Raw genomic sequence first — 21,446 nt, forward strand, 5'->3', positions numbered from 1 at the left:
TTTAACCCCGGCGAAACCTGGCACGCCCGGGCCTGAAATCCGCCGCTCCTAGCGTCTGCCGCATCAGGGAGCACGGCCGCTCGGAGGGGTCCGTCTCAACACCGTCAGGAAGCACCGCAGGAGGACCCATGACCTTGTCGACCCGGCTCACGACCCGCCGTACGACGCGCCCCGCCGCACGCGGCCTGCGCGCCGCCGCGGCGCTCACCGCCTCGCTGCTGGTCCTCACCGCCTGCGGCTCCGACGACTCCGAGACCGCCTCGGCCGGCACGGACGGGGAGTCCGACTTCGGGGCGCTGACGCTGCAGCTGTCGTGGATCAAGAACGCCGAGTTCGCCGGGGAGTTCTTCGCCGACACCAACGGCTACTACGAGGACGCCGGTTTCAGCTCGGTGAAGATGAACCCCGGACCGGGTCCGGTGGAGACCCTGGTCGCCACCGGCGAGGCCGACTTCGGCCTCAGCAACGCGGTCGCCGCCGCCCAGGTCATCTCCGCCGAGGACGCGCCGCTCAAGATCGTCGGCACCAAGTTCCAGAAGAACCCGTTCACCATCCTCTCCCTCAAGGACGGCGCCGACATCGCGACGCCCGAGGACCTGATCGGCAAGAAGATCGGCGTCCAGGCGGGGGGCAACGAGACCCTCTTCGACGCGCTGCTCGAGGTCAACGGCATCGACCCGTCGAAGGTGAAGAAGGTGCCGGTGGAGTACGACCCGTCCCCGGTGGTCGACGGCGAGGTGGACGGCTTCCTGGCCTACATCACCAACGAGTCGCTGACCGTCTCCATGGACGGCGTCGAGGTCACCAACCTGCCCTTCGCCGACAACGGCCTGCCGTTCGTGGCGGAGAGCGTGATCACCACCGACCAGATGATCGCCGAGGAGCCGGAGAAGGTGAAGGCCTTCCTGGAGGCCGAGATCCTCGGCTGGCAGGACGCCCTGGCCGACGACGAGGAGGCCGCCCGCCTGGCCGTCGAGGTCTACGGCAAGGACCTCGACCTGGACATGGCCAAGGAGGTCGAGCAGGCGAAGGTGCAGAGCGAGCTGGTCGTCACCGAGGACGTCGAGCAGAACGGCCTGTTCACCATCACCGACGAGCTGATCGCCAGCACCCTGGCGACGCTCGACGCGGCCGGCATCGAGATCGAGGGCGACGAGCTCTTCGACCTCTCGCTGCTGACCGAGCTGCTGGAGGAGAAGCCCGAGCTCACCGAGCTCCCCGACTGACCGGGCGAGCCGGCCCACCCCTACCCCCCCCGAGGTGCCTGACGTGACGACGACGCAGACGGACTCCGTGGCCGCGGGAGCGCACAGCTCCCGCGGCACCGGGGTCCGGATCCAGGACCTGACCAAGACGTTCCGAGCCGGACGACGCTCCGTCGCCGCGCTGGAGGACGCCACCCTCTTCACCGACAAGGGCAGCTTCCTGTCGTTGCTCGGGCCCTCGGGGTGCGGGAAGTCCACCATCCTGCGGATCCTCGCGGGGCTGGAGACCCCCACCAGCGGCACCGCGCTGGTGGAGGGCAAGACCCCGCTGGAGCTGCGCCGGGACCACGAGCTCGGGATCGCCTTCCAGGACTCGGCGCTGCTGCCGTGGCGCTCGGTGCTCTCCAACATCCGGTTGCCGTTCGAGGTCTCGGGACGCAAGCCGGACGACGCCCTGGTGGCCGAGCTGATCCGGCTGGTCGGGCTCGAGGGGTTCGAGAAGGCCAAGCCCGCCCAGCTCTCCGGCGGTATGCGGCAGCGGGTCTCGATCGCCCGGGCGCTGGTGGTCAAGCCGTCGGTGCTGCTGCTCGACGAGCCGTTCGGCGCCCTGGACGACATGACCCGGCAGCGGCTCAACCTCGAGCTGCTGCGGATCTGGACGGAGAAGCCGGCGACCACGCTGATGGTCACCCACGGCATCTCCGAGGCGATCTTCCTCTCCGACAAGGTCGCGGTGATGAGCCCGCGACCGGGCCGGGTCAAGGAGGTCATCGAGGTGGACCTGCCCCGGCCCCGGACGCCGGAGATGATGCGCACCCCGGAGTTCCACGCGCTGCACGACCACGCCTCCGAGCTGCTCTTCGGCGGCCCCGACCCGGGCGCGGAGGGATGAGCCCGTGCGCGGGCTGACCCCGGAGCGGGCCCGCACCCTGGCCACCAGCGCGGGCGGCCTGCTCGCCGTGCTCGCCGCCTGGTGGCTGGCCACGCTGACCGTGCTGGCCGACGCGCGGATCCCGACGCCGCCCGAGGTGGTGCGCTCCGTCGCCGACTCCGGGTGGGGCTTCTACTCCACCCACTTCTCGGTGACCGTCGAGGAGGCCGCGGTCGGCTTCCTCTACGGCAACCTGGCCGCCCTGGTGCTGGCCTCGGTGGTGCTGCTGGTCCCGTTCGCCGAGCCGGTGATCATGCAGGTCGCCGTCATCTCCTACTGCCTGCCGATCGTCGCCGTGGCGCCGGTGCTCTACCTGGTCATCGGCGTCCCGGACCCGGGGGAGCGCTCGGGCACCGCGGTGGCCCTGGCCGCGCTCTCGGTCTTCTTCACCACCGTCGTCGGGGCGCTGCTCGGCTTCCGCTCCGCGGAGCGCACCAGCCTCGACGTAATCAGCGTCTACGGAGGCGGCCGGTTCCAGCAGCTGCGCCGGGTGCAGCTGGTCTCCGCGCTGCCGGCGATCATCTCCGCCCTGCAGATCGCCGCCCCGGCGGCCTTCCTCGGCGCGATCCTGGGCGAGTACGTCGGCGGCATCGAACGCGGCGTCGGCCTGGCGCTGAAGATCGCCCAGCAGAACGTCGACGTCGCCCAGGCGTGGGGCATCGGGTTCGGCTGCGCGGCGGTCGCCGGCGCGGCGTACGCCGCCTTCGGGCTGCTCGCCCGGCTGGTCGCCCCCTGGTCGAGAGGAGTCCCCGGATGAGCGCGCTCAGCCCCACCCTGGCCGCGGCCGGCAGGGCGCTGCTCCGCGCCCTGCTCACCCTGGTCTTCGTGGTCGGCACCGTGCTGCTGCTCTGGGTCGCGGGCCTGCGGATCTTCGAGGTCTCCGACTACGTGGGCAAGGGCCCGGCCGACGTCTGGGCGCACCTGGTCACCGACGAGGACGCCGGCCAGACCCGGAGCGAGGCGTGGAGCCTGCTGGTCAAGACGCTGCAGGACGCGGCGCTGGGCTTCGTCGCCGGGATGCTGGCCGCGACCGCGCTGGCGGGGGCGATCGTGCTCTCCCGCGCGGTGGAGAGCGCAGTGCTCCCGATGGCGATGATCCTGCGCTCGGTGCCGCTGATCGCGCTGGCGCCGCTGATCATCCTGCTGGTCGGCCGCGGCTACGCCGCGGTGGCGGTGATGAGCGGGATCGTCGTGCTCTTCCCGGCGCTGGTCAGCATCGTCTTCGGCCTGCGCTCCCACTCCGCGCAGATGCGCGACGTGGTGCAGGTCTTCGGCGGGAGCTCCTGGGCGGTGCTGCGCCGGGTCGCCTTCCCGTCCGCGTTGCCCGCGCTCTTCGCGTCGGTCCGGATCTCGGTGCCCGGCGCGATCACCGGGGCGCTGCTCGCCGAGTGGCTCGCCACCGGGGAGGGGATCGGCTACGCGATCGTCTCGGCCGCCGCCCGCTCGCAGATCAACCAGGTCTGGTCGCTGGTCGTGGTGATCACGCTTGCCTCGCTGGTGCTCTACCTGCTCGCCCAGCTGGTCGAGTCGGTCGTGCTCGCGAGGTTCGGGCAGGAGGCCGGCCGTGCCTGACCGGACGGCTGATCCGCTACCCGGCTCGCCCTGGCTCTCGGCGTACTCGACCCCGACGCCCCAGGACCCGGCGATCGACGCCCTGGTCGCGGCGCTGCCGAAGGTGAGCCTGCACTGCCACCTGCTCGGGACCGTCTCCGCGGCCACCGTGGTCGACCTGGCCCGCAAGCACCGGGTCGACCTCGGCGGCCGCACCACCGAGACTCTCTACGACCACCACGGCTACGAGGACCTCGGGGAGTTCCTGCGGGTCCTCGACGTGGTGGGCTCGGTGGTCCGCGACGTGGAGGACTTCCACCAGATCACCTACGAGTCGCTGACCGAGGGCGGGGCGGCCCACGGGGTGCTCTACCGGGAGATCCACCTGAGCCCGCCCGGGCACCCGGGCGTCCCCTACGCCCGGCTGCTCGCGGGGGTGGTCGCCGGGATTCAGGACGCCCGGGCGGACTCCGGGATCGAGGCCCGGCTGGTCGTCGGGATCAACCGCGAGCGCAGCGGCGCCGAGGCACGACGGCTGGTCGAGGAGGTGATCGAGCACCGGATCGACGAGGTGGTCGGGATCGGCCTGGACTACGCCGAGGTCAACGGTCCGCCGGGACGGTTCGTCGAGGCCTTCCAGCTCGCCGGGCGCGCCGGGTTGGAGCGCACCGCCCACTCGGAGTCCGGCCCGCCCGGCCACGTCCTGACCCTGCTCGACGAGCTCGGGTGCAGCCGGGTCGACCACGGCTACCACGTGGTCGACGACCCGGAGATCACCGCGCGCTGCGCCGACGAGCAGATTCCCTTCACCTGCACCCCGGTCAGCTCCGACATCGGCCGCTACTCCGGCAGCGGGGACGGCAGCCATCTGCGGATCAAGGAGATGGTCGACGCCGGCCTGCGGGTGACCATCGACTCCGACGACCCGCCGATGTTCGGCACCGACCCGACCCACGACTTCCGGGTGCTCGCGCACGCGCTCGGGTACGGCCGGGACCAGCTCGCCGCCTTCACCGACAACGCGGTGGAGGCGTGCTGGCTCGACGAGACCGACAAGGCGGCCCTGCGGCGGCGGGTCGATGCCGCGCTGGCCGCGATCCCGAGCACCGTCACCACCACCGACCCGCACCTGGACCGCCACCCGGACCCGTACCCCGGCCCGCACCCCGGCCGGCACAGGGTTCCGGCTCCCCGACGAGGATGACCCCGATGACCTTCTCCGTGCCCACCGTCGACATCTCTCCCTACGTGCTGGGCGGCTCGCCCGACGAGTGCACCGCCGCGGCGGCCGCCTTCGACCAGGCCGCGCGCACGGTCGGCTTCGCACAGATCGTCGGGCACGGCGTACCGACCGAGGTGACAGATGCGTTCGCCGGCGCGCTGGACTCGTTCTTCGACCAGCCGCTGGAGACCAAGAAGGCGTACCGGACACCACCGCAGATCAACCGGGGGTACGCGCCGCCCAAGACGGAGTCGTTGAGCCTCAGCCTCGGCCTGGCGCCGTCCAACCGGATGCACGACTTCTTCGAGGCCTTCAACGTCGGCGCCGCGCGCTCGGACTACCCCGGCGTCGAGCTGCCCGCCGACGACTACGCGGAGAACGTCTGGCCCGCCGGCCTCCCCGGCTTCCGGCCGGCGGTCTCGGCGTACTTCGACCACGCCGCCCGGGTCGCCCGCACCCTGACCACCCTGTTCGCCGACGCGCTCGGCCTGCCGGAGGGCTTCTTCGAGGGCTATACCGACCACAGCCTGGACGTGCTGCGGATGAACAACTACGCCCTCGAGCCCGGCGAGGTCGAGCTGGACGGCGAGCTGACCGGGATGGGGGAGCACACCGACTACGGCATCGTCACGGTGCTCTGGGCCGACCAGGTCGCGGGCCTGCAGGTGCTCGGCGGCGACGGCGGCTGGCACGACGTGATGCCGGCCGACGGGGCGCTGCTGGTCAACCTGGGCGACCTGATGGCGCGGTGGACCAACGAGGAGTGGATGTCGACGCTGCACCGGGTCAAGCCGCCGATCGTCGAGGGCCGGGTGGAGCGGCGGCGCAGCGCCGCGTTCTTCCACGACGGCAACGTCGACGCGGTCATCTCCACCCTGCCTCCCTGCGTCGGGGACGGGTCCAAGTACGCCCCGATCACGGTGGGCGAGCACATCAACGCCAAGCTTGCCGGCTCCCGGGCCGGCGTGGCCAATGCCGCCGCCGAGCGGGAGGCCGCGCGGGTGCTGGCGGCCAAGCAGGGCTGAGGACGTCGGGCAAAACCGGTGGCCTCGACGGGGGCGAGGTTGCGAGGATCAGCACCATGGATCACCTTGGCGCGCTGCTCGCGGCGTACGACGAGCAGCTGCGGACCGATGCGGAGACGTCGAGCGCGGTCTCAGTGGCGTTCCGCGGTCCGGTGCACCTGGCGACCTTCGGCGGTGGGCGCGGTCACGTCACCTACCGGGATCTCGGGACGGCCGGTCCCGACGCCATCGACGGGCTGGTGAGGGAGGCGCTCGCGTACTACGGCGCGGATCCCGAGGTCACCGAGGTGGAGTGGAAGACGCGAGGACACGACCACGCGCCGGGACTGCACGACAGCCTGCTCCGCCACGGGTTCGTCCCGGGGGAGCCGGAGTCGATCATGATCGGCCGGGCGGAGAGCCTGGCCGTGCACGTGCCGCTGCTCGACGGCGTGGTGCTCCGGCAGATCAGGGCGGCGGACGACGTCCGTGCGATGAGTGCGATGGCCGCCGAGGTGTTCGGCGATTCCCCCGCTGACGGTGCAGCAGAGGCCGAGGCGCTGATGCGTCGGCTCGGTCGTGACGACGGCATGGAGCTGTGGGTCGCCGAGGCACGGGGGCAGGTGATCTCCGGTGGCCGGCTCGAACCGGTGGACGGGACCGCGTTCGCCGGCATCTGGGGTGGCTTCACCCTCCCGGAGTGGCGTGGACGCGGGATCTACCGGGCTCTGACCGCGGCTCGGGCGGCGTCCGCGCTGCGGCTGGGCAAGACCCTCGTCCACAGCGACTCGACCGGGTACTCGCGTCCGATCCTGGAGCGCTCCGGCCTGCACCGGGTCTCCACCACGACGCCGTACCTCTGGCGGCGCTGACGCGCTGACGCGCTGCCGAGCAGGTCCGACGCGGAGCCCGCGGATCCCCAATCTTCGGTCTGGCGATTCGAACACATGTTCGAAAGAATGGTCCTAGACACGGGTCGAGGGGGCGGGATGCATCTGTTGACGGACACCGCAGGAGCGGTGCAGGGGATGTTGAAGTCGGTCGCAGACCTGGATCCCGTGTTCATTCCGGCGGAGGAGAAGGGCGCCGCGTTGTTGGCTTGGGTGGACGTCGAGACCCAGGTCGCCGAGCTGCGGTTGCGGTGCATGGCCTCGGCCGGCGACGCAGCTGCGGCGGAGGGGTTCCACTCGGTAGCCGCCTGGCTGGCCCACCACGGGCGGGTGCGGCGCAGCGACGCGGCGGCAGACCTTCGGTTGGCCGAGGCACTGGACCGCGACCTGCCGCTGCTCGCGGCGGGACTGAGGGAGGCGCGGGTCAACCTGGCCCAGGCGCGTGTGATCGCCGCCGCGGTCGGGGAGCTGCCGGACCGGGTGGGACGGGACGTGGTCGCGAAGGCCGAGGCCGAGCTTGTGCGGCTGGCCGGCGAGCACGACCCCAAGGACCTGGCGGTGCTGGGGCGACGGATCCTGGAGATCGTCGATCCCGAGCGGTTCGAGGACGAGGAGCGCCGCAAGCTGGAGGAGGCCGAGAAGCGGGCCCGGGAGCGGCAGCGGCTGCGGATCCGTGCCGTCGGCGACGGCACCACGCGGATCTCCGGCGTCCTGCCCGACGCGGTGGCGGCCCGGCTCGCGACCTACCTGCACGCCTTCACCAACCCGCGGCTCGCTGACGGCGCGGTCCGCCGGACGAGTGGCGATTCGGGTGACCAGGAGGGTGGTCGGGCGCAGGCCTCCGCTTCCCCCAGCGCCCACCCGCGACGTCTGGCCGAGGCGTTCGGTCAGCTGCTGGAGACCCTGGACCCGAAGCGACTCCCGATCCACGGGGGTGACGCCACCAATCTCACCGTGGTCCTGTCCTTCGAGGCGCTCCGGTCCGGCCTGGGTGTCGCCACCCTGGGCAACGGGGTGCCGGGGGACGGCTTCGACCGGATCACCGCCGGGGAGGCTCGTCGGCTGGCGTGCAACGCCCAGATCATCCCCGCGGTGCTCGGCACCGACTCCGAGCTGCTGGACGTAGGGCGCGCGTCCAGGCTCTTCACCAAGGGGCAGCGTCGCGCGCTGCTGCTGCGCGATGCCAGCTGTCGGGCGGAGGGGTGCTCGATCCCCGGTACCTGGAGCGAGGCCCACCATCTGCTGCCGTGGGGCCACGGCGGCTGCTCGGACCTCGACAACGGCGTCCTGCTCTGCTCGCGGCACCACCATCGAGCCCACGACGCGGCCTACGACATGACCCGGATGGCCAACGGCGACTACCGCTTCGCCCGTCGGAGATAGTCCGACGCGCGTGGAGAAACCACTGTTGACGGGCCCGTGCCGGCGCCTACTGTCGCCGCATGACCACGCCCGTGAAGCCGACCGACGCCGACGAGACCACCACCCTGCGGGGATTCCTCGCGCACTTCCGCGCGGTCGTCCGCAGCCAGTGCGAAGGGTTGGACGCCGACCAGCTCGACACCCCGCTCCCGCCCACCACCATGACCCTGGGCGGTCTGCTCAAGCACCTGGCCTACGTGGAGCAGTGGTGGTTCTCCTGCGTGCTGCACGGCGAGGAGCCGTCCGGGATCTGGGCCGACGTCGACTGGTCGGCCGACGAGGACTGGGACTGGCACTCCGCCAGCGAGGACAGCCCCGTGGAGCTCCTCACCCTGTTCGACGCCGAGGTCGCCGCGGCGGACCTGGCCCTCGACCGGGCGCTCGCGGTCGGCGGCCTCGACCAGCTCGCGGCCGTCCAGCGGCGCGGACGTGGGATCTCGCTGCGCTACATCCTGGTGCACATGATCGAGGAGTACGCCCGGCACGCCGGCCACGGCGACCTGCTGCGGGAGAACGTCGACGGCACCACCGGGCTCTGATCAGTCAACCTCTTGCACGTGCAATTGGTGTAACGGTGTAATCATGGAAGAAGTATCCCTAAAGGAGAAGCACCATGAACACCCACGACGAGAAGCACGGACACGAGCACGAGCACGGCCCAGGACACGGACCCGGCCACGGGCCCGATGAAGGACGCGAGGGGCGCGGAGGGGGTCGTGGCGGTGGCCCCCGTGGCCGGGGTCGCGGCGGACGCCGGGGAGGCTGGCAGGTCGCCGACCTGCCGCCGGCCGACGACGCCGCCGACTGGTTCGCCGGTCGGCTGCCCGAGGGCTGGTTCAGCGACGTGCGCGTCAGCGTCGACCGCGAGGAGGTCCTGGTCGTCGGCACGCTGTCCGACGCGGCGGCGGGCGGCGGCGAGCTCAGCGGGGCCGAGGCGGAGGGCCGGATCAGCCGGTTCCGCGCGGAGACTCGCGACGAGCGGATCGAGATCGCCCTGGAGGCCGAGGGCCGCTACCAGCGCAAGGTCTCCTGGGGGGTGCGGCTCGGCGACGTCGAGGCGCTCTTCACCCACGTGGCGGCCCCGGTGATGACTCGCCTCCGCCAGCCCGAGCGCCAGGTGCTGGACACCCTGGTCGACGCCGGCGTGGCGCGCTCCCGGTCCGACGCCCTCGCCTGGGCCGTGCGGCTGGTGGGCGAGCACGCCGACGAGTGGCTCGCCCAGCTGCGGGACGCGATGGCCGAGGTCGACAAGCTGCGCGGCGAGGGGCCGGCCCTGTGAGGGTCGAGGTCCTTGGGGCCCGGTCTAGCGTGGTCGTGTGACGACGTACACACCGCCCGCGCCGACCGAAGCCCCCGCCGCCCGCACGCTGGGGCAGCTCCGCGAGTCCGGGCACCAGCTCCGGACCCTGCGCGAGGAGCTGCGGGAGAACCTGCTGGCCAAGCTGGCCGCCGGTGAGGACCCCTGGCCGGGGCTGCACGGCTTCGAGGACACGGTCATCCCGCAGCTCGAGCGCGCGCTGATCGCCGGGCACGACGTGGTCCTCCTGGGGGAGCGCGGCCAGGGCAAGACCCGGCTGCTGCGCACCCTGGTCGGCCTGCTCGACGAGTGGACCCCGGTGGTCGCCGGCTCCGAGCTGGGCGAGCACCCCTACGACCCGATCACCCCGCTGACCCGCCGACTGGTGGCCGAGCAGGGCGACGAGCTGCCGATCGAGTGGGCGCACCGCGACACCCGGTACGCCGAGAAGCTGGCCACCCCGGACACCTCGGTGGCCGACCTGATCGGCGACGTCGACCCGATGAAGGTCGCCGAGGGCCGCCACCTGGGCGACCCGGAGACGATCCACTTCGGGCTGATCCCGCGCAGCCACCGCGGCATCGTGGCGATCAACGAGCTGCCCGACCTGGCCGAGCGGATCCAGGTCGCGATGCTCAACGTGATGGAGGAGCGCGACATCCAGATCCGCGGCTACGTGCTGCGGCTGCCGCTCGACGTCCTGGTGGTGGCCAGCGCCAACCCCGAGGACTACACCAACCGCGGGCGGATCATCACCCCCCTCAAGGACCGGTTCGGCGCGGAGATCCGCACCCACTACCCGTCCGAGCTCGACGCCGAGCTCGCGGTGATCCGGCAGGAGGCGCACCTGACCGCCGACGTGCCGGACGCGCTGCTGGAGGTGCTGGCCCGGTTCACCCGCGCGCTGCGCGAGTCCTCCGCGGTCGACCAGCGCTCCGGAGTCAGCGCCCGGTTCGCCATCGCCGGGGCCGAGACCATCGCCGCCTCGGCACTGCACCGCGCCACCGTCCAGGGCGAGGAGCAGGCCGTGGCCCGGGTCGTCGACCTGGAGACCGCCGTGGACGTGCTGCGCGGCAAGATCGAGTTCGAGACCGGGGAGGAGGGCCGGGAGACCGAGATCCTCACCCACCTGCTGCGTACGGCGGTCGCCGGCACGGTCCGCGAACGCTTCCGCGGCCTCGACCTCTCCCTCCTGGTCGACGCCCTGGAGTCGGGCGCCACCGTCTCCACCGGCGGCCAGGTCACCGCACGCGACTTCCTGGCCGGGCTCCCGGTGCTGGGGGAGTCCGAGCTGTACGACGACATCGCCGCCCGGCTCGACACCACCTCGGACGGCGAGACCGCCTGCGCGATCGAGCTGGCGCTCGAGGGCCTCTACCTCGCGCGCAAGATCGGCAAGGACTCCGACGGGCGCGAGACGGTCTACGGATGAGCCGCTACCAGCGCTACTCCGGCGGCGACCCGCTCGCCCCGCCGGTCGACCTCGCCGAGGCGCTGGAGGCGATCGGCGAGGACGTGATGGCCGGCTACTCCCCGGAGCGGGCGATGCAGGAGTTCCTGCGCCGGGGCGGGGCCGAGCAGAGCGGGCTCGACGACCTGGCCGCCCGGGTCGCCCAGAAGCGCCAGGAGCTGCTCCAGCGCCACGACCTGGACGGCACGCTGCGCGAGGTCAAGGAGCTGCTCGAGAAGGCACTGCTCGAGGAGCGCAAGCAGCTTGCCCGCGACATCACGATGGACGACGGCGACCGCGCCTTCCGCGAGCTGCGCCTGGAGAGCCTGCCCTCCTCGACGTCGGCCGCGGTGAGCGAGCTGTCGTCGTACGACTGGACGAGCAGCGAGGCGCGCGAGGCGTACGAGGAGATCAAGGACCTGCTCGGCCGCGAGCTCCTCGACCAGCGGTTCGCCGGGATGAAGGAGGCGCTCGAGGGGGCGGGGGAGGAGGACCGGGCGGCGATCAACGAGATGCTCGGCGACCTCAACGAGCTGCTGGAGAAGCACGCCCGGGGCGAGGACACCGACCAGGACTTCGCCGACTTCATGGACAAGCACGGCGACTTCTTCCCCGAGGGCCCCGAGAACATCGAAGAGCTGCTCGACACGCTCGCCCAGCGCAGTGCCGCCGCGCAGCGGATGCTCAACTCGATGACGCCCGAGCAGCGCGAGGAGCTGATGCAGCTCTCCGCCCAGGCCTTCGGCAGCCCCGAGCTGATGGAGCAGCTGGCCCGGATGGACGCCAACCTCCAGGCCCTGCGCCCCGGTGAGGACTGGGGCGGCTCGCAGCGCTTCGAGGGCGAGGAGGGCCTCGGCCTCGGCGACGGCACCGGCGTCCTCCAGGACCTGGCCGACCTCGACGAGCTCGCCGAGCAGCTGGCCCAGTCCTACGGCGGCGCCCGGCTCGACGACGTCGACCTGGACAAGCTGGAGCGCCAGCTCGGCGACCAGGCCGCCGTCGACGCCCGCACCCTGGCCGAGCTCGAGCGCGCGCTGCGCGACTCCGGCTACCTGCGGCGCAGCTCTGAGGGGGACCTGCGGCTGAGCCCGAAGGCGATGCGCCAGCTCGGGAAGTCGCTGCTGCGCGACGTGGCCACCCGGCTCACGGGGCGGCAGGGCCAGCGCGACGTACGCCGTGCCGGTGCGGCCGGCGAGCTGACCGGCTCCTCGCGCGCCTGGGAGTTCGGCGACACCGAGCCGTGGGACGTGACCCGGACGGTGACCAACGCGGTGGTCCGCACCGCCGCCGGGGGCGGCTCCGCCCGGGGCGGCGTCCGCCTCGAGCTCGAGGACCTCGAGGTCGCCGAGACCGAGGCTCGCACCCAGGCGTGCGTGGCGCTGCTGGTCGACACCAGCTTCTCGATGGCGATGGACGGCCGGTGGGTGCCGATGAAGCGCACCGCCCTGGCCCTGCACCAGCTGATCAGCTCGCGGTTCCGCGGAGACGCCCTGCAGCTGATCGCGTTCGGCCGGCACGCCCAGGTGATGGAGATCGAGGAGCTGACCGGGCTGGACGCCCGGTGGGCCAAGGGCACCAACCTGCACCACGGGCTGCTGCTGGCCAACCGGCACTTCCGCAAGCACCCGAGCGCCCAGCCGGTGCTGCTGGTGGTCACCGACGGCGAGCCGACCGCCCACCTGGAGTCCGACGGCGAGGTCTGGTTCAGCTACCCGCCGCACCCGCTGACCATCGCCAACACCGTGCGCGAGCTCGACGCCTCGAGGCGCCTGGGCGCGCAGACCACGTTCTTCCGGCTCGGCGAGGACCCCGGGCTGGCCCGGTTCATCGACTCGATGGCCCGCCGGGTCGACGGGCGGATGGTCTCCCCGGAGCTGGACGACCTGGGCGCGGCCGTGGTTGGCAGCTACCTCGGCTCCCGCAGCGGGGAGTCGTCGTACGGCGACCAGTTCGGCGGGTACGGCGGCTGGGGCGACCGCGGCTTCTGGGTGGGCGGCTGAGCCTGGCAAACCCGTGGCGCACCGCCCCGCTGGGTGACAAACTCCCCGGCATGCCAGGTCCCGAGGGTTTCGACTTCCGCGTGCGCAAGGACGGATCCGTGGTGATCACCCACCACGGCAACCCCGCCACCACGCTGCGCGGCCGGGGTGCCGCGCAGTTCCTCGACGACGTCGAGGACGGCGACGACCAGGAGCTGATGGCCCGGGTGACCGGGAACTACAAGCACGGCAACGAGCGAGAGGCGCGTCAGCACCCGCGCAACCGGGGCCGCTAGCCTCGGGAGGCATGGAGATCCTCGGTTCCTCCCTCGACGACCTGCGCCGCACCCGCTCCAGCGTCAAGTGGCGGGCCTGCCCCGGCGACGCGATCCCGGTCTGGGTCGCGGAGATGGACTCGGCCCCGTGCCCGCCCGTGGTCGAGGTGGTCACCGAGGCGCTGCGGCGCGGCGACACCGGCTACGCGTGGAGCGAGCCGCTGGTGGCGGCGTTCACCGGCTTCGCCGCCCGTCGCTGGGGGTGGGAGGTCGCCCCGGCCCGGGTGATGCAGGTGCCCGACGTGATGATCGGGATCGAGGAGGTCATCCAGGCGCGGGTCCCCACGGGTGGTGCGGTGGTGGTGAGCCCGCCGGTCTACGACTCGTTCTTCGGCTTCGTCGCAGCCACCCGCCGCCGGCTGGTCGAGGCGCCGCTGGGCGCTGACCACCGGCTCGACCTCGGCGCCCTGGAGACCGCGTTCGCCGACGCCGGGATGGGCTCGGCGTACCTGCTGTGCAACCCGCAGAACCCGACCGGCACGGTGCACACCCCGGAGGAGCTGGCCGCGGTGGCCCGGCTGGCCGACGAGTACGGGGTGCTGGTGGTCTCCGACGAGATCCACGCCCCGCTGGTGCACCCCGGCGTCACGTTCACCCCCTACCTCTCCCTGCCCGAGGCCGGTCGCGGCCTGGCGCTGGTGAGCGGCTCCAAGGCCTGGAACCTGCCGGGCCTCAAGACCGCACTGCTGGTCGCCGGCCACGAGACCGGGCACGGGCTGCACGAGGTGGTCACCCACGGCGCCCAGCACCTGGCGGTGCTCGCCCAGACCGCGGCGTACGAGCACGGCGAGCCCTGGCTCGACCAGCTGCTGGGGGAGATCGTCGAGCGTCGTCGGCTCCTGGTCGACCTGCTCGGCGAGCACCTGCCCGAGGTCGAGGTCGCGCCGGCGGCGGCGACCTACCTGGCCTGGCTCGACTGTTCCGGGCTGGGACTGGACGACCCCGCCGCCGCCTTCGCCGAGCAGGGGGTCGTGGTGGTCCCCGGGACCCGGTACGACCGGCGGGCCGAGCAGTGGGTCCGGTTCAACGTCGGCACCTCGCCGGAGGTCATCACCGAGGCGGTACGCCGGATGGCGGGGGTGCGGCAAGGGGCTGTCGCCGCGGGTTAGCCTGCGCGCCATGGACCCCGCGATCCGTCCCGCCACCTCCGACGACTGGCCGGCGATCTGGCCGTTCTTCCGCGAGATCGTGGCGGCGGGGGAGACCTACGCCTACCCCGACGACCTCACCTCGGCGCAGGCGCGCGACCTGTGGCTGGAGTTCGCGCCCGGCCACGCGGTGGTGCTGGAGGAGGACGGCAAGATCCTGGGCACCGCCAAGATGGGACCGAACCGGCCCGGCCGGGGCGACCACGTGGGCACGGCCTCGTTCATGGTCTCCCCGAGTGCCCGCGGCCGCGGCGTCGGTCGCCGGCTCGGCGAGCACGTGGTGCAGTGGCACCGCGACGCCGGGTTCCAGGCGATCCAGTTCAACGCCGTGGTGGAGACCAACACCGCCGCCGTCGCGCTGTGGCAGTCGCTGGGGTTCCGGATCGTCGGCACGGTGCCCGAGGCGTTCCGCTCATCCGCGCACGGGCTGGTGGGGCTGCACGTGATGCACCTGCCCCTGTCCGTCTAGGCCGGTGACCGGGCCGGTGACCAGGCCGGCGACTAAGCCCAGCGGCGGACCGCCCACCGCTCCACCACGCCCAGCACGGCGTCGGTGGTCTTGCCCAGGAGGGCGAGCAGCACGATCGCCAGCAGCAGCCGGTCGGTGCGACCGTTGTTCTGGGAGTCCACGAGCAGGAAGCCGAGCCCCTGCGAGGAGGCGATCAGCTCCGCGGCCACCAGGAAGAGCCACGACTGGGCCAGCGCGAGCCGCAGGCCGGAGAATACCGCCGGCACGACGGCGGGCAGCTGCACCGCGGTGAGCAGCCGGACGCCGCGCAGCCCGAACGCGCGCGCGGCCTCGACCAGCTGACGGTCGACGTGGCGCAGCGCGAGGTGGACGGTGGTGAAGACCGGGAACATCGCCCCGATCGCGATCAGCGTGACCTTCGAGTCCTCGCCGATCTTCATCCACAGGATCAGCAGCGGCACCCAGGCCAACGACGGCACCGCGCGCACCGCGCCGATCGTCGGGGCGAGCAGCAGGTCGGCCACCCGGGAGAGCCCGAGCAGGGATCCCAGCAGGATGCCGACCGAGGCGCCCACCGCGAAGCCGACCAGCACCCGCTGGGTCGAGATGTGCACGTGCCCGAGCAGCTCGTCGCGCTCCCACAGGCCACGGGCGGCGTCCAGCACCGCGCCGGGGGCGGGGAGCTGGACCGGGCTGAAGACCCCGCCCGTGCTGAGCAGGTGCCAGCCCAGGAGGAGCAGGGCCGGCAGCAGCAGCCCGCCCAGGGCGCGGACCGCGGGGTGCGCGAGCCAGGCAGCCTGCTGGCGGCCGTGACCCACGGGGGCGCGGACGTCCTCGTCGACGCCCCCCTCGACACCCCCGCTGACCCGTCCGCCGACCTGTGCCTGGCTCGCGCCCGGCATCAGTCGGCCACCCGGCTCGCGTCGGCCTTCGCGGCGTACTCGTCGGTGAGCAGCTCCTCGAGCGCGGCGTCGATCTGCGACTGGTCCTCCACGTCGCCGGACTCCACGAAGAGCGGGCCGACGGTGGTCAGCACGTCGAGCTGCGCCTGCCCGGGCACGTGGTCGAAGTCGAGGTTGGTCCGCTCGGTCAGCACAGTCTGCGCGACCGCCTCGTCGATCGCCGCGGCCTCGGCCAGGATGGCCACCGCCTCGTCCGGGTTCTCCTGGAGCCAGTCCCGCGCCTTGGCGTAGGCGTCGACCACCAGCTGGGCCAGCTCCGGCTCCTCGTCGAGGAACTCCTCGGTGGCGTTGAGGAAGCCGTAGGTGTTGAAGTCGATGTTGCGGTAGACCAGCTTCGCGCCCTCCTGCTCGGCGGCGGCCATGATCGGGTCGAGGCCGGCCCACGCGTCGACGGAGCCGTTGGCCAGCGCCGACCACCCGTCGGCGTGCTGGAGGTTCTGCACGGTGACCTCGTCGGGGTCGATCCCCTCGGCGGCGAGCGACTGGAGCAGGAAGAAGTAGGGGTCGGTGCCCTTGGTGGCCGCGACCTGCTTGCCGGCCAGGTCGGCGACGTCGGTGACCTTGGAGTCCTCCCCGACCACGATCGCCGCCCACTCGGGCTGGGAGTAGATGTCGATGGTGCGGATCGGCGATCCGTTGGCCCGGGCCAGCAGGGCCGCGGAACCGGCGGTGGAGCCGACGTCGATCGCGTTGGCGCGCAGCGCCTCGTTGGCCTTGTTGGAGCCGTCGCTCTTGACCCAGGTCACCTCGACGTCCTCGTCGGCCAGCGCGCCCTCCAGCCAGCCCTGGTCCTTGACCACCAGGCTGAGCGGGTTGTAGGTGGCGTAGTCAATGGCCAGGGTGCGGCCGTCGCCGTCGGCCGAGGCCTCACCCTCGGCGCAGGCCGCGGTGGTGAGCAGCAGGCCGGCGGCCAGCAGGCCGGCGAGCGTACGACGCGTCTGCGTCGGGCGGGTCTTGGTCACGGTGGTTCCTCTTTCGGTGGGTGGGTGGGTGAGTCGGTCGATCGGTCGATCGGTCGATCGGTCGATCGGTCGATCGGTCGATCGGTCGGTCGGATGGTCTGTCGGTGAGCTCAGTGGCGGTGGGCGTCGACGCCCAGGCTCTGCAGCAGGCCGGCGCGCAGCTGCGCGAGCTCCACCGAGCCGCGGTCGCGCGGGCGCTCGCCGGGCACGGTCACGACCTGGGCCACGCCGGCGGCCGGGTCGTCGTCGGAGCGGCCGAGCACGACCACCCGGTCGGCCAGCTGGAGTGCCTCGTCGACGTCGTGGGTGACCAGCAGGACGGTGGTGGGGCTGGCCCGGCGTACGTCGAGCAGCAGGTCCTGCATCTTCATCCGGGTCAGCGCGTCCAGGGCGCCGAACGGCTCGTCGAGCAGCAGCACCCCGGGTCGCCGGGCGAGCGCCCGGGCCAGGGAGGTGCGCTGCGCCATTCCGCCGGAGACCTCCCGCGGCCGGTGCCCGGCGTGCTCGGCCAGGCCGACCAGCGCCAGCAGCTCGTCGACCAGGGCGTCGCCCTCGCGGCGTCCGGTGCCCGGCGGCAGGCCGAGCGCGACGTTGTGCCGCAGCGTCCGCCAGGGGAGCAGCCGGGGCTCCTGGAACGCGACCGCGCAGCGGCGCTCGATCCCCGAGACCACCTGGCCCCCGACCAGCACGCGGCCGGAGGTGGGCTGGTCGAGGCCGGCGGTGACCCGGAGCAGGGTGGACTTGCCGCACCCGCTGGGGCCCAGCAGGGCGACCACCTCGCCGGCCTCGATCCGCAGGTCGACGCCGCGGAGCACCTGGCGGCGCTGGGCGCCCTGGCCGAACGCACGTCCCACCTGCTCGAGGCGTACGTCGAGGGCCTGGGCCGGCTCCACCCCGCCCGCGTCGACCCGGCCGTGGCCCGGAGCGCCGTTCGCGTGGGCGCGCGAGCGCGCTGCCGAGGGGGAGAGGAGACTCATGAGGGTTCCCGTTCGCTCAAAAGGGGTAAGTGAAGTGACTTACTCCTATTAAAGCGTACGAGTAGGCGCAGGTGTCCCCGGTCCCACCGGCGCGCCGCTACTCGGCGAAACCGGGCAGCGACTCCTCCAGCAGGGCCCGGAACGGGACCTCGGCCTCGAGCTGGCAGAGCAGCCCGACCCCGCCGAGCCAGGTGCGGTGGATCAGCAGGTACTCCGGTGGCAGGTTGATCTTGGTCGCCATCGTGAAGTGCGGGGAGCGGGGGTCGTTGAGCCGCTCGTACTGCTCGCGCATCCAGGCGCGGCTGAACCGGAACCGCTCGGCGGTCATCGGCTCCACGAACGGGCTCAGGTACTCCAGCAGCGCGTCGGCGTCGACCCGGACCCCGGGCCGGACGAACCCCTCCTCACGCAGCCCGGCCAGCAGCACGTCGGCCCGGTTCTCCGAGGCGTCGCGCAGCAGTCGGCCCATCGCCTCGGGGAAGGCGCCGCCGGGCAGCCGGGCGACCGCGCCGAAGTCGAGGACCCCGAGACGGCCCGGGGTCCCGTCCTCGTCGGGGATGGTGCGGAAGTTCCCCGGGTGGGGGTCGGCGTGCAGCATCCCGGTCCTGGCGGGCCCGGCGAAGGTGAACTTCACCAGCTGCTCGCCGTAGTGGTCGCGCTCCTCCTCGGTGCCCTCGGCGATCACCCGGGCCAGCGAGCCCTCGCTCTCGAGCCACTCCGAGACCAGCACCCGCTCGCTGGCGAAGACCACCTGGGGCACGAGGATCTCCGGGTCGCCGGCGAAGGCCTCGGCGAAGACCTGCTGTGCCTCGCCCTCCAGCGTGTAGTCGAGCTCCTCGGCCGCCCGGTCCTGCAGCTCGGCGACGAGGGCGGGGATGTCGAGGCCGGGGAAGACGGGGCTGATGCCGCGGGCGACCCGGGCCAGCTGCCGCAGGTCGCCCAGCAGCGCCTCGTCGGCGCCGGGGAACTGCACCTTGATCGCCACCTCGCGCCCGTCCTGCCAGGTGCCGCGGTGCACCTGGCCGATCGAGGCGGCAGCCGCGGCAGCCCCGTCGAGCCAGGTGATCTGCTTGCGCCAGTCGGGGCCGAGCGACTCCGCGATCACGTCGCGCACCTGCTGGGTGCTCATCGTCGGCGCGTTGTCCTGCAGCGCGGTGAGCTGCTCCCGGTAGGGGGCCGACGCGCTCTCGGGGAGGGCCGCCTCCAGCACGGAGAGCGCCTGGCCGAACTTCATCGCACCGCCCTTGAGCTCGCCGAGGGTGCGGAAGAGCTGCTCGGCGGTGCGCTGCTGGACCTCGCTGAGCACGACCTCGGCGGGCTTGCCGCCCAGCCGCTTGCCCATGCCCCACGCTGTACGGCCGGCGTACCCGAGGGGCAGGGCGGCGAGACGGGCCGTGCGGGTGACGGCCTTGCGCGGCAGATCGACCATGCCCCCAGTGTGGCGGATACCTGGTCGTTCCTGGCGGGTGTTCGTGATCGCTGTCACAATCCCCGCGGAGGGACCATGACGCACGGTGCGCACGACACGGGGGATGCGGACGACGCAGCCTCGCCCGGGCTGGTCGCCCGGGCGCGGACCTGGGCGCGGCGGGACCCGTGGCTGGCCGGGCTCTCGGCCGCGGCCGGGGTCTGCGCCGTGGCCGCCGGGGTGCTGGTGGCCCAGCTGGTCGCGGCCGGGTGGGACGAGCCGACCCCGCGAGCCGTCGCCGTGCCTCGCTGGCCCGTGCCCACCACCCAGGCGTCCACCACGCCGGGGCCGGTCCCGATCCGTCGGGACGGAGTGATCTCCGGCGTCGTGCGTGACGGGAAGGGCCGCCCGGTGCCGGGGGTCGCCGTCGAGCTGCTCGCCGGCCCGGCCTTCTTCGTGGACCCGCCGCGGCAGAGCGACCGGACCGACCGCTGGGGCAGGTACCGGTTGGAGCAGGTGGGAGTACGCCGGCACACGCTGCGGTTCATCGACACCATGACCGTGGCGCGGTTCCCGGTGCAGTACCACGGGGGCGTGTTCGACCTCTCTGCTGCTCAGCGGCTGCGGGTGCCTCCCGGGCAGGCGGTCGGGGTCGATGCTGTGCTCGAGGCCGGTGGTCGGGTGGCAGGCACCATCCGATCCACGACGGGCGGTCCGGTGGACGCCTACGCGAGTCCGGAGCGCCGTACCCCGACCGGCTGGGAGCAAGTCCCCGGAACCAGCGTTCCGCAGCAGGGCGTCGGCCGCTTCGAGCGCCTGGCCCTGCCTCCCGGGACCTACCGGCTGGAGATCGGAAGTCTCAACCGCGCCCGGCTCTACGCGGGTCCCGGTGGCGCCGCGGCCGCCCGGACGGCCGAGGCGCCGACCTTCGAGGTGAGCAGCGGCAGCACGGTCCGGGTCGACGCCGTCGTGGGAGACCCGGGGCGGTTCTTCGGCCGCGTGCTGACTTCGGCCGGGCGGCCGGTGGCCGGGGTGGAGGTGAGCCTGACCCAGGTGTTCGAGCCCTACGGTCCCAGCGTGGGCAGCTGCTGCGTCGTTTCTCCCGGCACCTTCAGCGACCGGACCGCAGCAGACGGCTCGTTCTCGATCGCCCCGGCGAACCTCCTCTACCGGCACCGGCTCCTCGTGGCGCCGCCGCGGGGTGCCAGGTGGCAAGCCTGCGGCGCCGGCCCGGGGGAGCTGAGGCGCTCGATCGTCCTCGAGCGCGGCGAGCTCATGGAACGGCAGCTGGTGCTGGCGCCCGGAGGCGGGGTGCGAGGTGCGCTCGTCGACCAGGACGGCGTCCCCCTGGCCCGTGCTCGGGTGGTCGCCGTCCCGGTCAAGGGGGCTCCCTGTCAGCGCGAGGTCACCGCTCGAAGCGACCGCGAGGGGCGCTACCGGCTGGCAGGACTGGCCGACCAGCAGTACCGACTCCGCGTGGAGCACCGGCGGCACGCCACGACCTGGATCGGTGGTGGCGGCGGACGGGCGGAGGCCAGGGTGGTGCGCGTGCGACCCGGTCGCACCGTCGGCGGCCTCGACGCGAGGCTGGAGGCCGTGGCCAGGATCAGCGGCACGGTCTCCGTGCACTCCAGCGGGCGCGCCGGCACCACCCCCTACGTCGAGGTCTGCCTCGACGGTGGTGCCGCTGACCCTCACCGGAGCAGCTACTCGTGCCTCCCCGTGGACGAGGACGGCGGGTTCGTGCTGGAGGGGGTGCGGCCGGGAAGCCGGCTGCTGAGACTCCGGAACCTGTCGTCCCCGGACCAGCAGCAGAGCTGGGCCTACCTCGACGCCGAGGGTGTCATCACCTATGACCGGGGGCAGGCGGCTCGGCTCGAGGTCGCCCCCGGGGAGGACGTCACGGGCGTCGACGTGGCCCTCGACGCGTCGGCGTCGGTCTCGGGGGTCACGGTGAGCCGTCTGGGAACCGAGCGGGAGTGGGAGCACCTGGCGCTGCTGCGACGCGACGTCGACGGCAGCTGGTCCCAGGTGGCCAGGACCCAGTCGGCCGAGGACGGCGTCTTCGAGCTCGAGGGCCTGCCGGCGGGCTTCTACCGCTTCGCCTCCGTCCGGGGCGAGGAGGGCTCCGAGGAGCTGGTGCCGCTGCCGACAGGTCCCTCGCTGCTGGGGATGTGGGTGGGGCCGGGGGAGTCGCTGGAAGACGTCGAGGTTCAGCCCGCGAGTCCGTAGGC

20 protein-coding genes are annotated in these 21,446 nt (G+C 72.8%); 16 read left to right on the top strand and 4 right to left on the bottom strand.

Annotated elements, in window-relative coordinates:
- The first annotated feature begins 128 nt into the window (after positions 1 to 128).
- The 15 genes from H8838_RS05155 (at position 129) to H8838_RS05225 (ending at position 14,903) form a co-directional block, all read left to right on the top strand.
- On the top strand, positions 129 to 1,226 hold the full coding sequence (locus tag H8838_RS05155) for an ABC transporter substrate-binding protein (RefSeq protein ID WP_185996390.1): 1,098 nt from the start codon (positions 129 to 131) through the stop codon (positions 1,224 to 1,226).
- Between the two features lie 43 nt (positions 1,227 to 1,269).
- On the top strand, positions 1,270 to 2,097 hold the full coding sequence (locus tag H8838_RS05160) for an ABC transporter ATP-binding protein (protein ID WP_185996391.1): 828 nt from the start codon (positions 1,270 to 1,272) through the stop codon (positions 2,095 to 2,097).
- A 4-nt stretch (positions 2,098 to 2,101) separates the two neighbouring features.
- Complete coding sequence (locus tag H8838_RS05165; RefSeq protein WP_224766394.1) at positions 2,102 to 2,893, top strand: ABC transporter permease; 792 nt, start codon at positions 2,102 to 2,104, stop codon at positions 2,891 to 2,893.
- The gene (locus tag H8838_RS05170) at positions 2,890 to 3,708 is read left to right on the top strand and encodes an ABC transporter permease (protein ID WP_185996392.1); all 819 of its coding nucleotides are present in this window, start codon (positions 2,890 to 2,892) and stop codon (positions 3,706 to 3,708) included. The genes H8838_RS05165 and H8838_RS05170 overlap by 4 nt, the downstream gene beginning before the upstream one ends.
- Complete coding sequence (gene add, locus H8838_RS05175; RefSeq protein WP_224766395.1) at positions 3,701 to 4,891, top strand: adenosine deaminase; 1,191 nt, start codon at positions 3,701 to 3,703, stop codon at positions 4,889 to 4,891. The genes H8838_RS05170 and add overlap by 8 nt, the downstream gene beginning before the upstream one ends.
- Positions 4,892 to 4,896: 5 nt before the next feature.
- Positions 4,897 to 5,934 carry an isopenicillin N synthase family dioxygenase gene (locus tag H8838_RS05180; protein WP_224766396.1) on the top strand — a complete coding sequence of 346 codons (1,038 nt, stop codon included), beginning with the start codon at positions 4,897 to 4,899 and terminating at the stop codon, positions 5,932 to 5,934.
- Between the two features lie 56 nt (positions 5,935 to 5,990).
- A complete protein-coding gene (locus tag H8838_RS05185; protein WP_185996394.1) occupies positions 5,991 to 6,785 on the top strand; it encodes a GNAT family N-acetyltransferase in 795 nt (264 codons plus the stop codon).
- A 117-nt stretch (positions 6,786 to 6,902) separates the two neighbouring features.
- On the top strand, positions 6,903 to 8,186 hold the full coding sequence (locus H8838_RS05190; RefSeq protein WP_185996395.1) for an HNH endonuclease signature motif containing protein: 1,284 nt from the start codon (positions 6,903 to 6,905) through the stop codon (positions 8,184 to 8,186).
- 59 nt (positions 8,187 to 8,245) lie between these two features.
- Complete coding sequence (locus tag H8838_RS05195) at positions 8,246 to 8,764, top strand: DinB family protein (protein ID WP_185996396.1); 519 nt, start codon at positions 8,246 to 8,248, stop codon at positions 8,762 to 8,764.
- Positions 8,765 to 8,838: 74 nt separating this feature from the next.
- A complete protein-coding gene (locus H8838_RS05200; RefSeq protein WP_317983792.1) occupies positions 8,839 to 9,504 on the top strand; it encodes a hypothetical protein in 666 nt (221 codons plus the stop codon).
- A gap of 37 nt (positions 9,505 to 9,541) precedes the next feature.
- Positions 9,542 to 10,954: an ATP-binding protein gene (locus H8838_RS05205; protein ID WP_181311511.1), complete on the top strand. Its 1,413-nt coding sequence runs from the start codon at positions 9,542 to 9,544 to the stop codon at positions 10,952 to 10,954.
- The gene (locus tag H8838_RS05210; protein WP_185996397.1) at positions 10,951 to 12,972 is read left to right on the top strand and encodes a vWA domain-containing protein; all 2,022 of its coding nucleotides are present in this window, start codon (positions 10,951 to 10,953) and stop codon (positions 12,970 to 12,972) included. The genes H8838_RS05205 and H8838_RS05210 overlap by 4 nt, the downstream gene beginning before the upstream one ends.
- A gap of 50 nt (positions 12,973 to 13,022) precedes the next feature.
- Positions 13,023 to 13,247, top strand: coding sequence for a hypothetical protein (locus tag H8838_RS05215; protein ID WP_181311509.1), 225 nt, complete (start codon positions 13,023 to 13,025; stop codon positions 13,245 to 13,247).
- An 11-nt stretch (positions 13,248 to 13,258) separates the two neighbouring features.
- On the top strand, positions 13,259 to 14,395 hold the full coding sequence (locus H8838_RS05220) for a MalY/PatB family protein (RefSeq protein WP_185996398.1): 1,137 nt from the start codon (positions 13,259 to 13,261) through the stop codon (positions 14,393 to 14,395).
- A gap of 10 nt (positions 14,396 to 14,405) precedes the next feature.
- Positions 14,406 to 14,903: a GNAT family N-acetyltransferase gene (locus H8838_RS05225; protein ID WP_185996399.1), complete on the top strand. Its 498-nt coding sequence runs from the start codon at positions 14,406 to 14,408 to the stop codon at positions 14,901 to 14,903.
- Positions 14,904 to 14,935: 32 nt separating this feature from the next.
- Here H8838_RS05225 and H8838_RS05230 read toward each other — a convergent pair whose 3' ends face one another.
- The 4 genes from H8838_RS05230 to H8838_RS05245 form a co-directional block, all read right to left on the bottom strand.
- Positions 14,936 to 15,805, bottom strand: coding sequence for an ABC transporter permease (locus H8838_RS05230; RefSeq protein ID WP_185996400.1), 870 nt, complete (start codon positions 15,803 to 15,805; stop codon positions 14,936 to 14,938).
- Positions 15,805 to 16,827: an aliphatic sulfonate ABC transporter substrate-binding protein gene (locus H8838_RS05235; protein ID WP_185996401.1), complete on the bottom strand. Its 1,023-nt coding sequence runs from the start codon at positions 16,825 to 16,827 to the stop codon at positions 15,805 to 15,807. The genes H8838_RS05230 and H8838_RS05235 overlap by 1 nt, the downstream gene beginning before the upstream one ends.
- Before the next feature lie 110 nt (positions 16,828 to 16,937).
- Entirely contained in the window at positions 16,938 to 17,804 is an 867-nt protein-coding gene (locus H8838_RS05240; RefSeq protein WP_185996402.1) for an ABC transporter ATP-binding protein, read from the bottom strand.
- Positions 17,805 to 17,901: 97 nt separating this feature from the next.
- Positions 17,902 to 19,233 (bottom strand): ABC1 kinase family protein, encoded by a 1,332-nt coding sequence (locus H8838_RS05245; protein ID WP_185996403.1) that lies wholly within the window; start codon positions 19,231 to 19,233, stop codon positions 17,902 to 17,904.
- A 75-nt stretch (positions 19,234 to 19,308) separates the two neighbouring features.
- On the opposite strand from H8838_RS05245, the gene H8838_RS05250 reads away from it, so the two are divergent.
- Positions 19,309 to 21,444, top strand: coding sequence for a carboxypeptidase-like regulatory domain-containing protein (locus H8838_RS05250; protein ID WP_181311503.1), 2,136 nt, complete (start codon positions 19,309 to 19,311; stop codon positions 21,442 to 21,444).
- Positions 21,445 to 21,446: the final 2 nt, after the last annotated feature.

Source organism: Nocardioides campestrisoli (assembly GCF_013624435.2).
Taxonomy (GTDB): Bacteria; Actinomycetota; Actinomycetes; order Propionibacteriales; family Nocardioidaceae; genus Nocardioides; species Nocardioides campestrisoli.

Bases quoted from the DNA above. Each gene is read 5' to 3' on its own strand.
- H8838_RS05155 (WP_185996390.1), top strand. From the start codon at position 129: ATGACCTTGTCGACCCGGCTCACGACCCGCCGTACGACGCGCCCCGCC.
- H8838_RS05170 (WP_185996392.1), top strand. From the start codon at position 2,890: ATGAGCGCGCTCAGCCCCACCCTGGCCGCGGCCGGCAGGGCGCTGCTC.
- H8838_RS05180 (WP_224766396.1), top strand. From the start codon at position 4,897: ATGACCTTCTCCGTGCCCACCGTCGACATCTCTCCCTACGTGCTGGGC.
- H8838_RS05185 (WP_185996394.1), top strand. From the start codon at position 5,991: ATGGATCACCTTGGCGCGCTGCTCGCGGCGTACGACGAGCAGCTGCGG.
- H8838_RS05190 (WP_185996395.1), top strand. From the start codon at position 6,903: ATGCATCTGTTGACGGACACCGCAGGAGCGGTGCAGGGGATGTTGAAG.
- H8838_RS05195 (WP_185996396.1), top strand. From the start codon at position 8,246: ATGACCACGCCCGTGAAGCCGACCGACGCCGACGAGACCACCACCCTG.
- H8838_RS05200 (WP_317983792.1), top strand. From the start codon at position 8,839: ATGAACACCCACGACGAGAAGCACGGACACGAGCACGAGCACGGCCCA.
- H8838_RS05210 (WP_185996397.1), top strand. From the start codon at position 10,951: ATGAGCCGCTACCAGCGCTACTCCGGCGGCGACCCGCTCGCCCCGCCG.
- H8838_RS05215 (WP_181311509.1), top strand. From the start codon at position 13,023: ATGCCAGGTCCCGAGGGTTTCGACTTCCGCGTGCGCAAGGACGGATCC.
- H8838_RS05220 (WP_185996398.1), top strand. From the start codon at position 13,259: ATGGAGATCCTCGGTTCCTCCCTCGACGACCTGCGCCGCACCCGCTCC.
- H8838_RS05225 (WP_185996399.1), top strand. From the start codon at position 14,406: ATGGACCCCGCGATCCGTCCCGCCACCTCCGACGACTGGCCGGCGATC.
- H8838_RS05230 (WP_185996400.1), bottom strand. From the start codon at position 15,805: ATGCCGGGCGCGAGCCAGGCACAGGTCGGCGGACGGGTCAGCGGGGGT.
- H8838_RS05240 (WP_185996402.1), bottom strand. From the start codon at position 17,804: ATGAGTCTCCTCTCCCCCTCGGCAGCGCGCTCGCGCGCCCACGCGAAC.
- H8838_RS05245 (WP_185996403.1), bottom strand. From the start codon at position 19,233: ATGGTCGATCTGCCGCGCAAGGCCGTCACCCGCACGGCCCGTCTCGCC.
- H8838_RS05250 (WP_181311503.1), top strand. From the start codon at position 19,309: ATGACGCACGGTGCGCACGACACGGGGGATGCGGACGACGCAGCCTCG.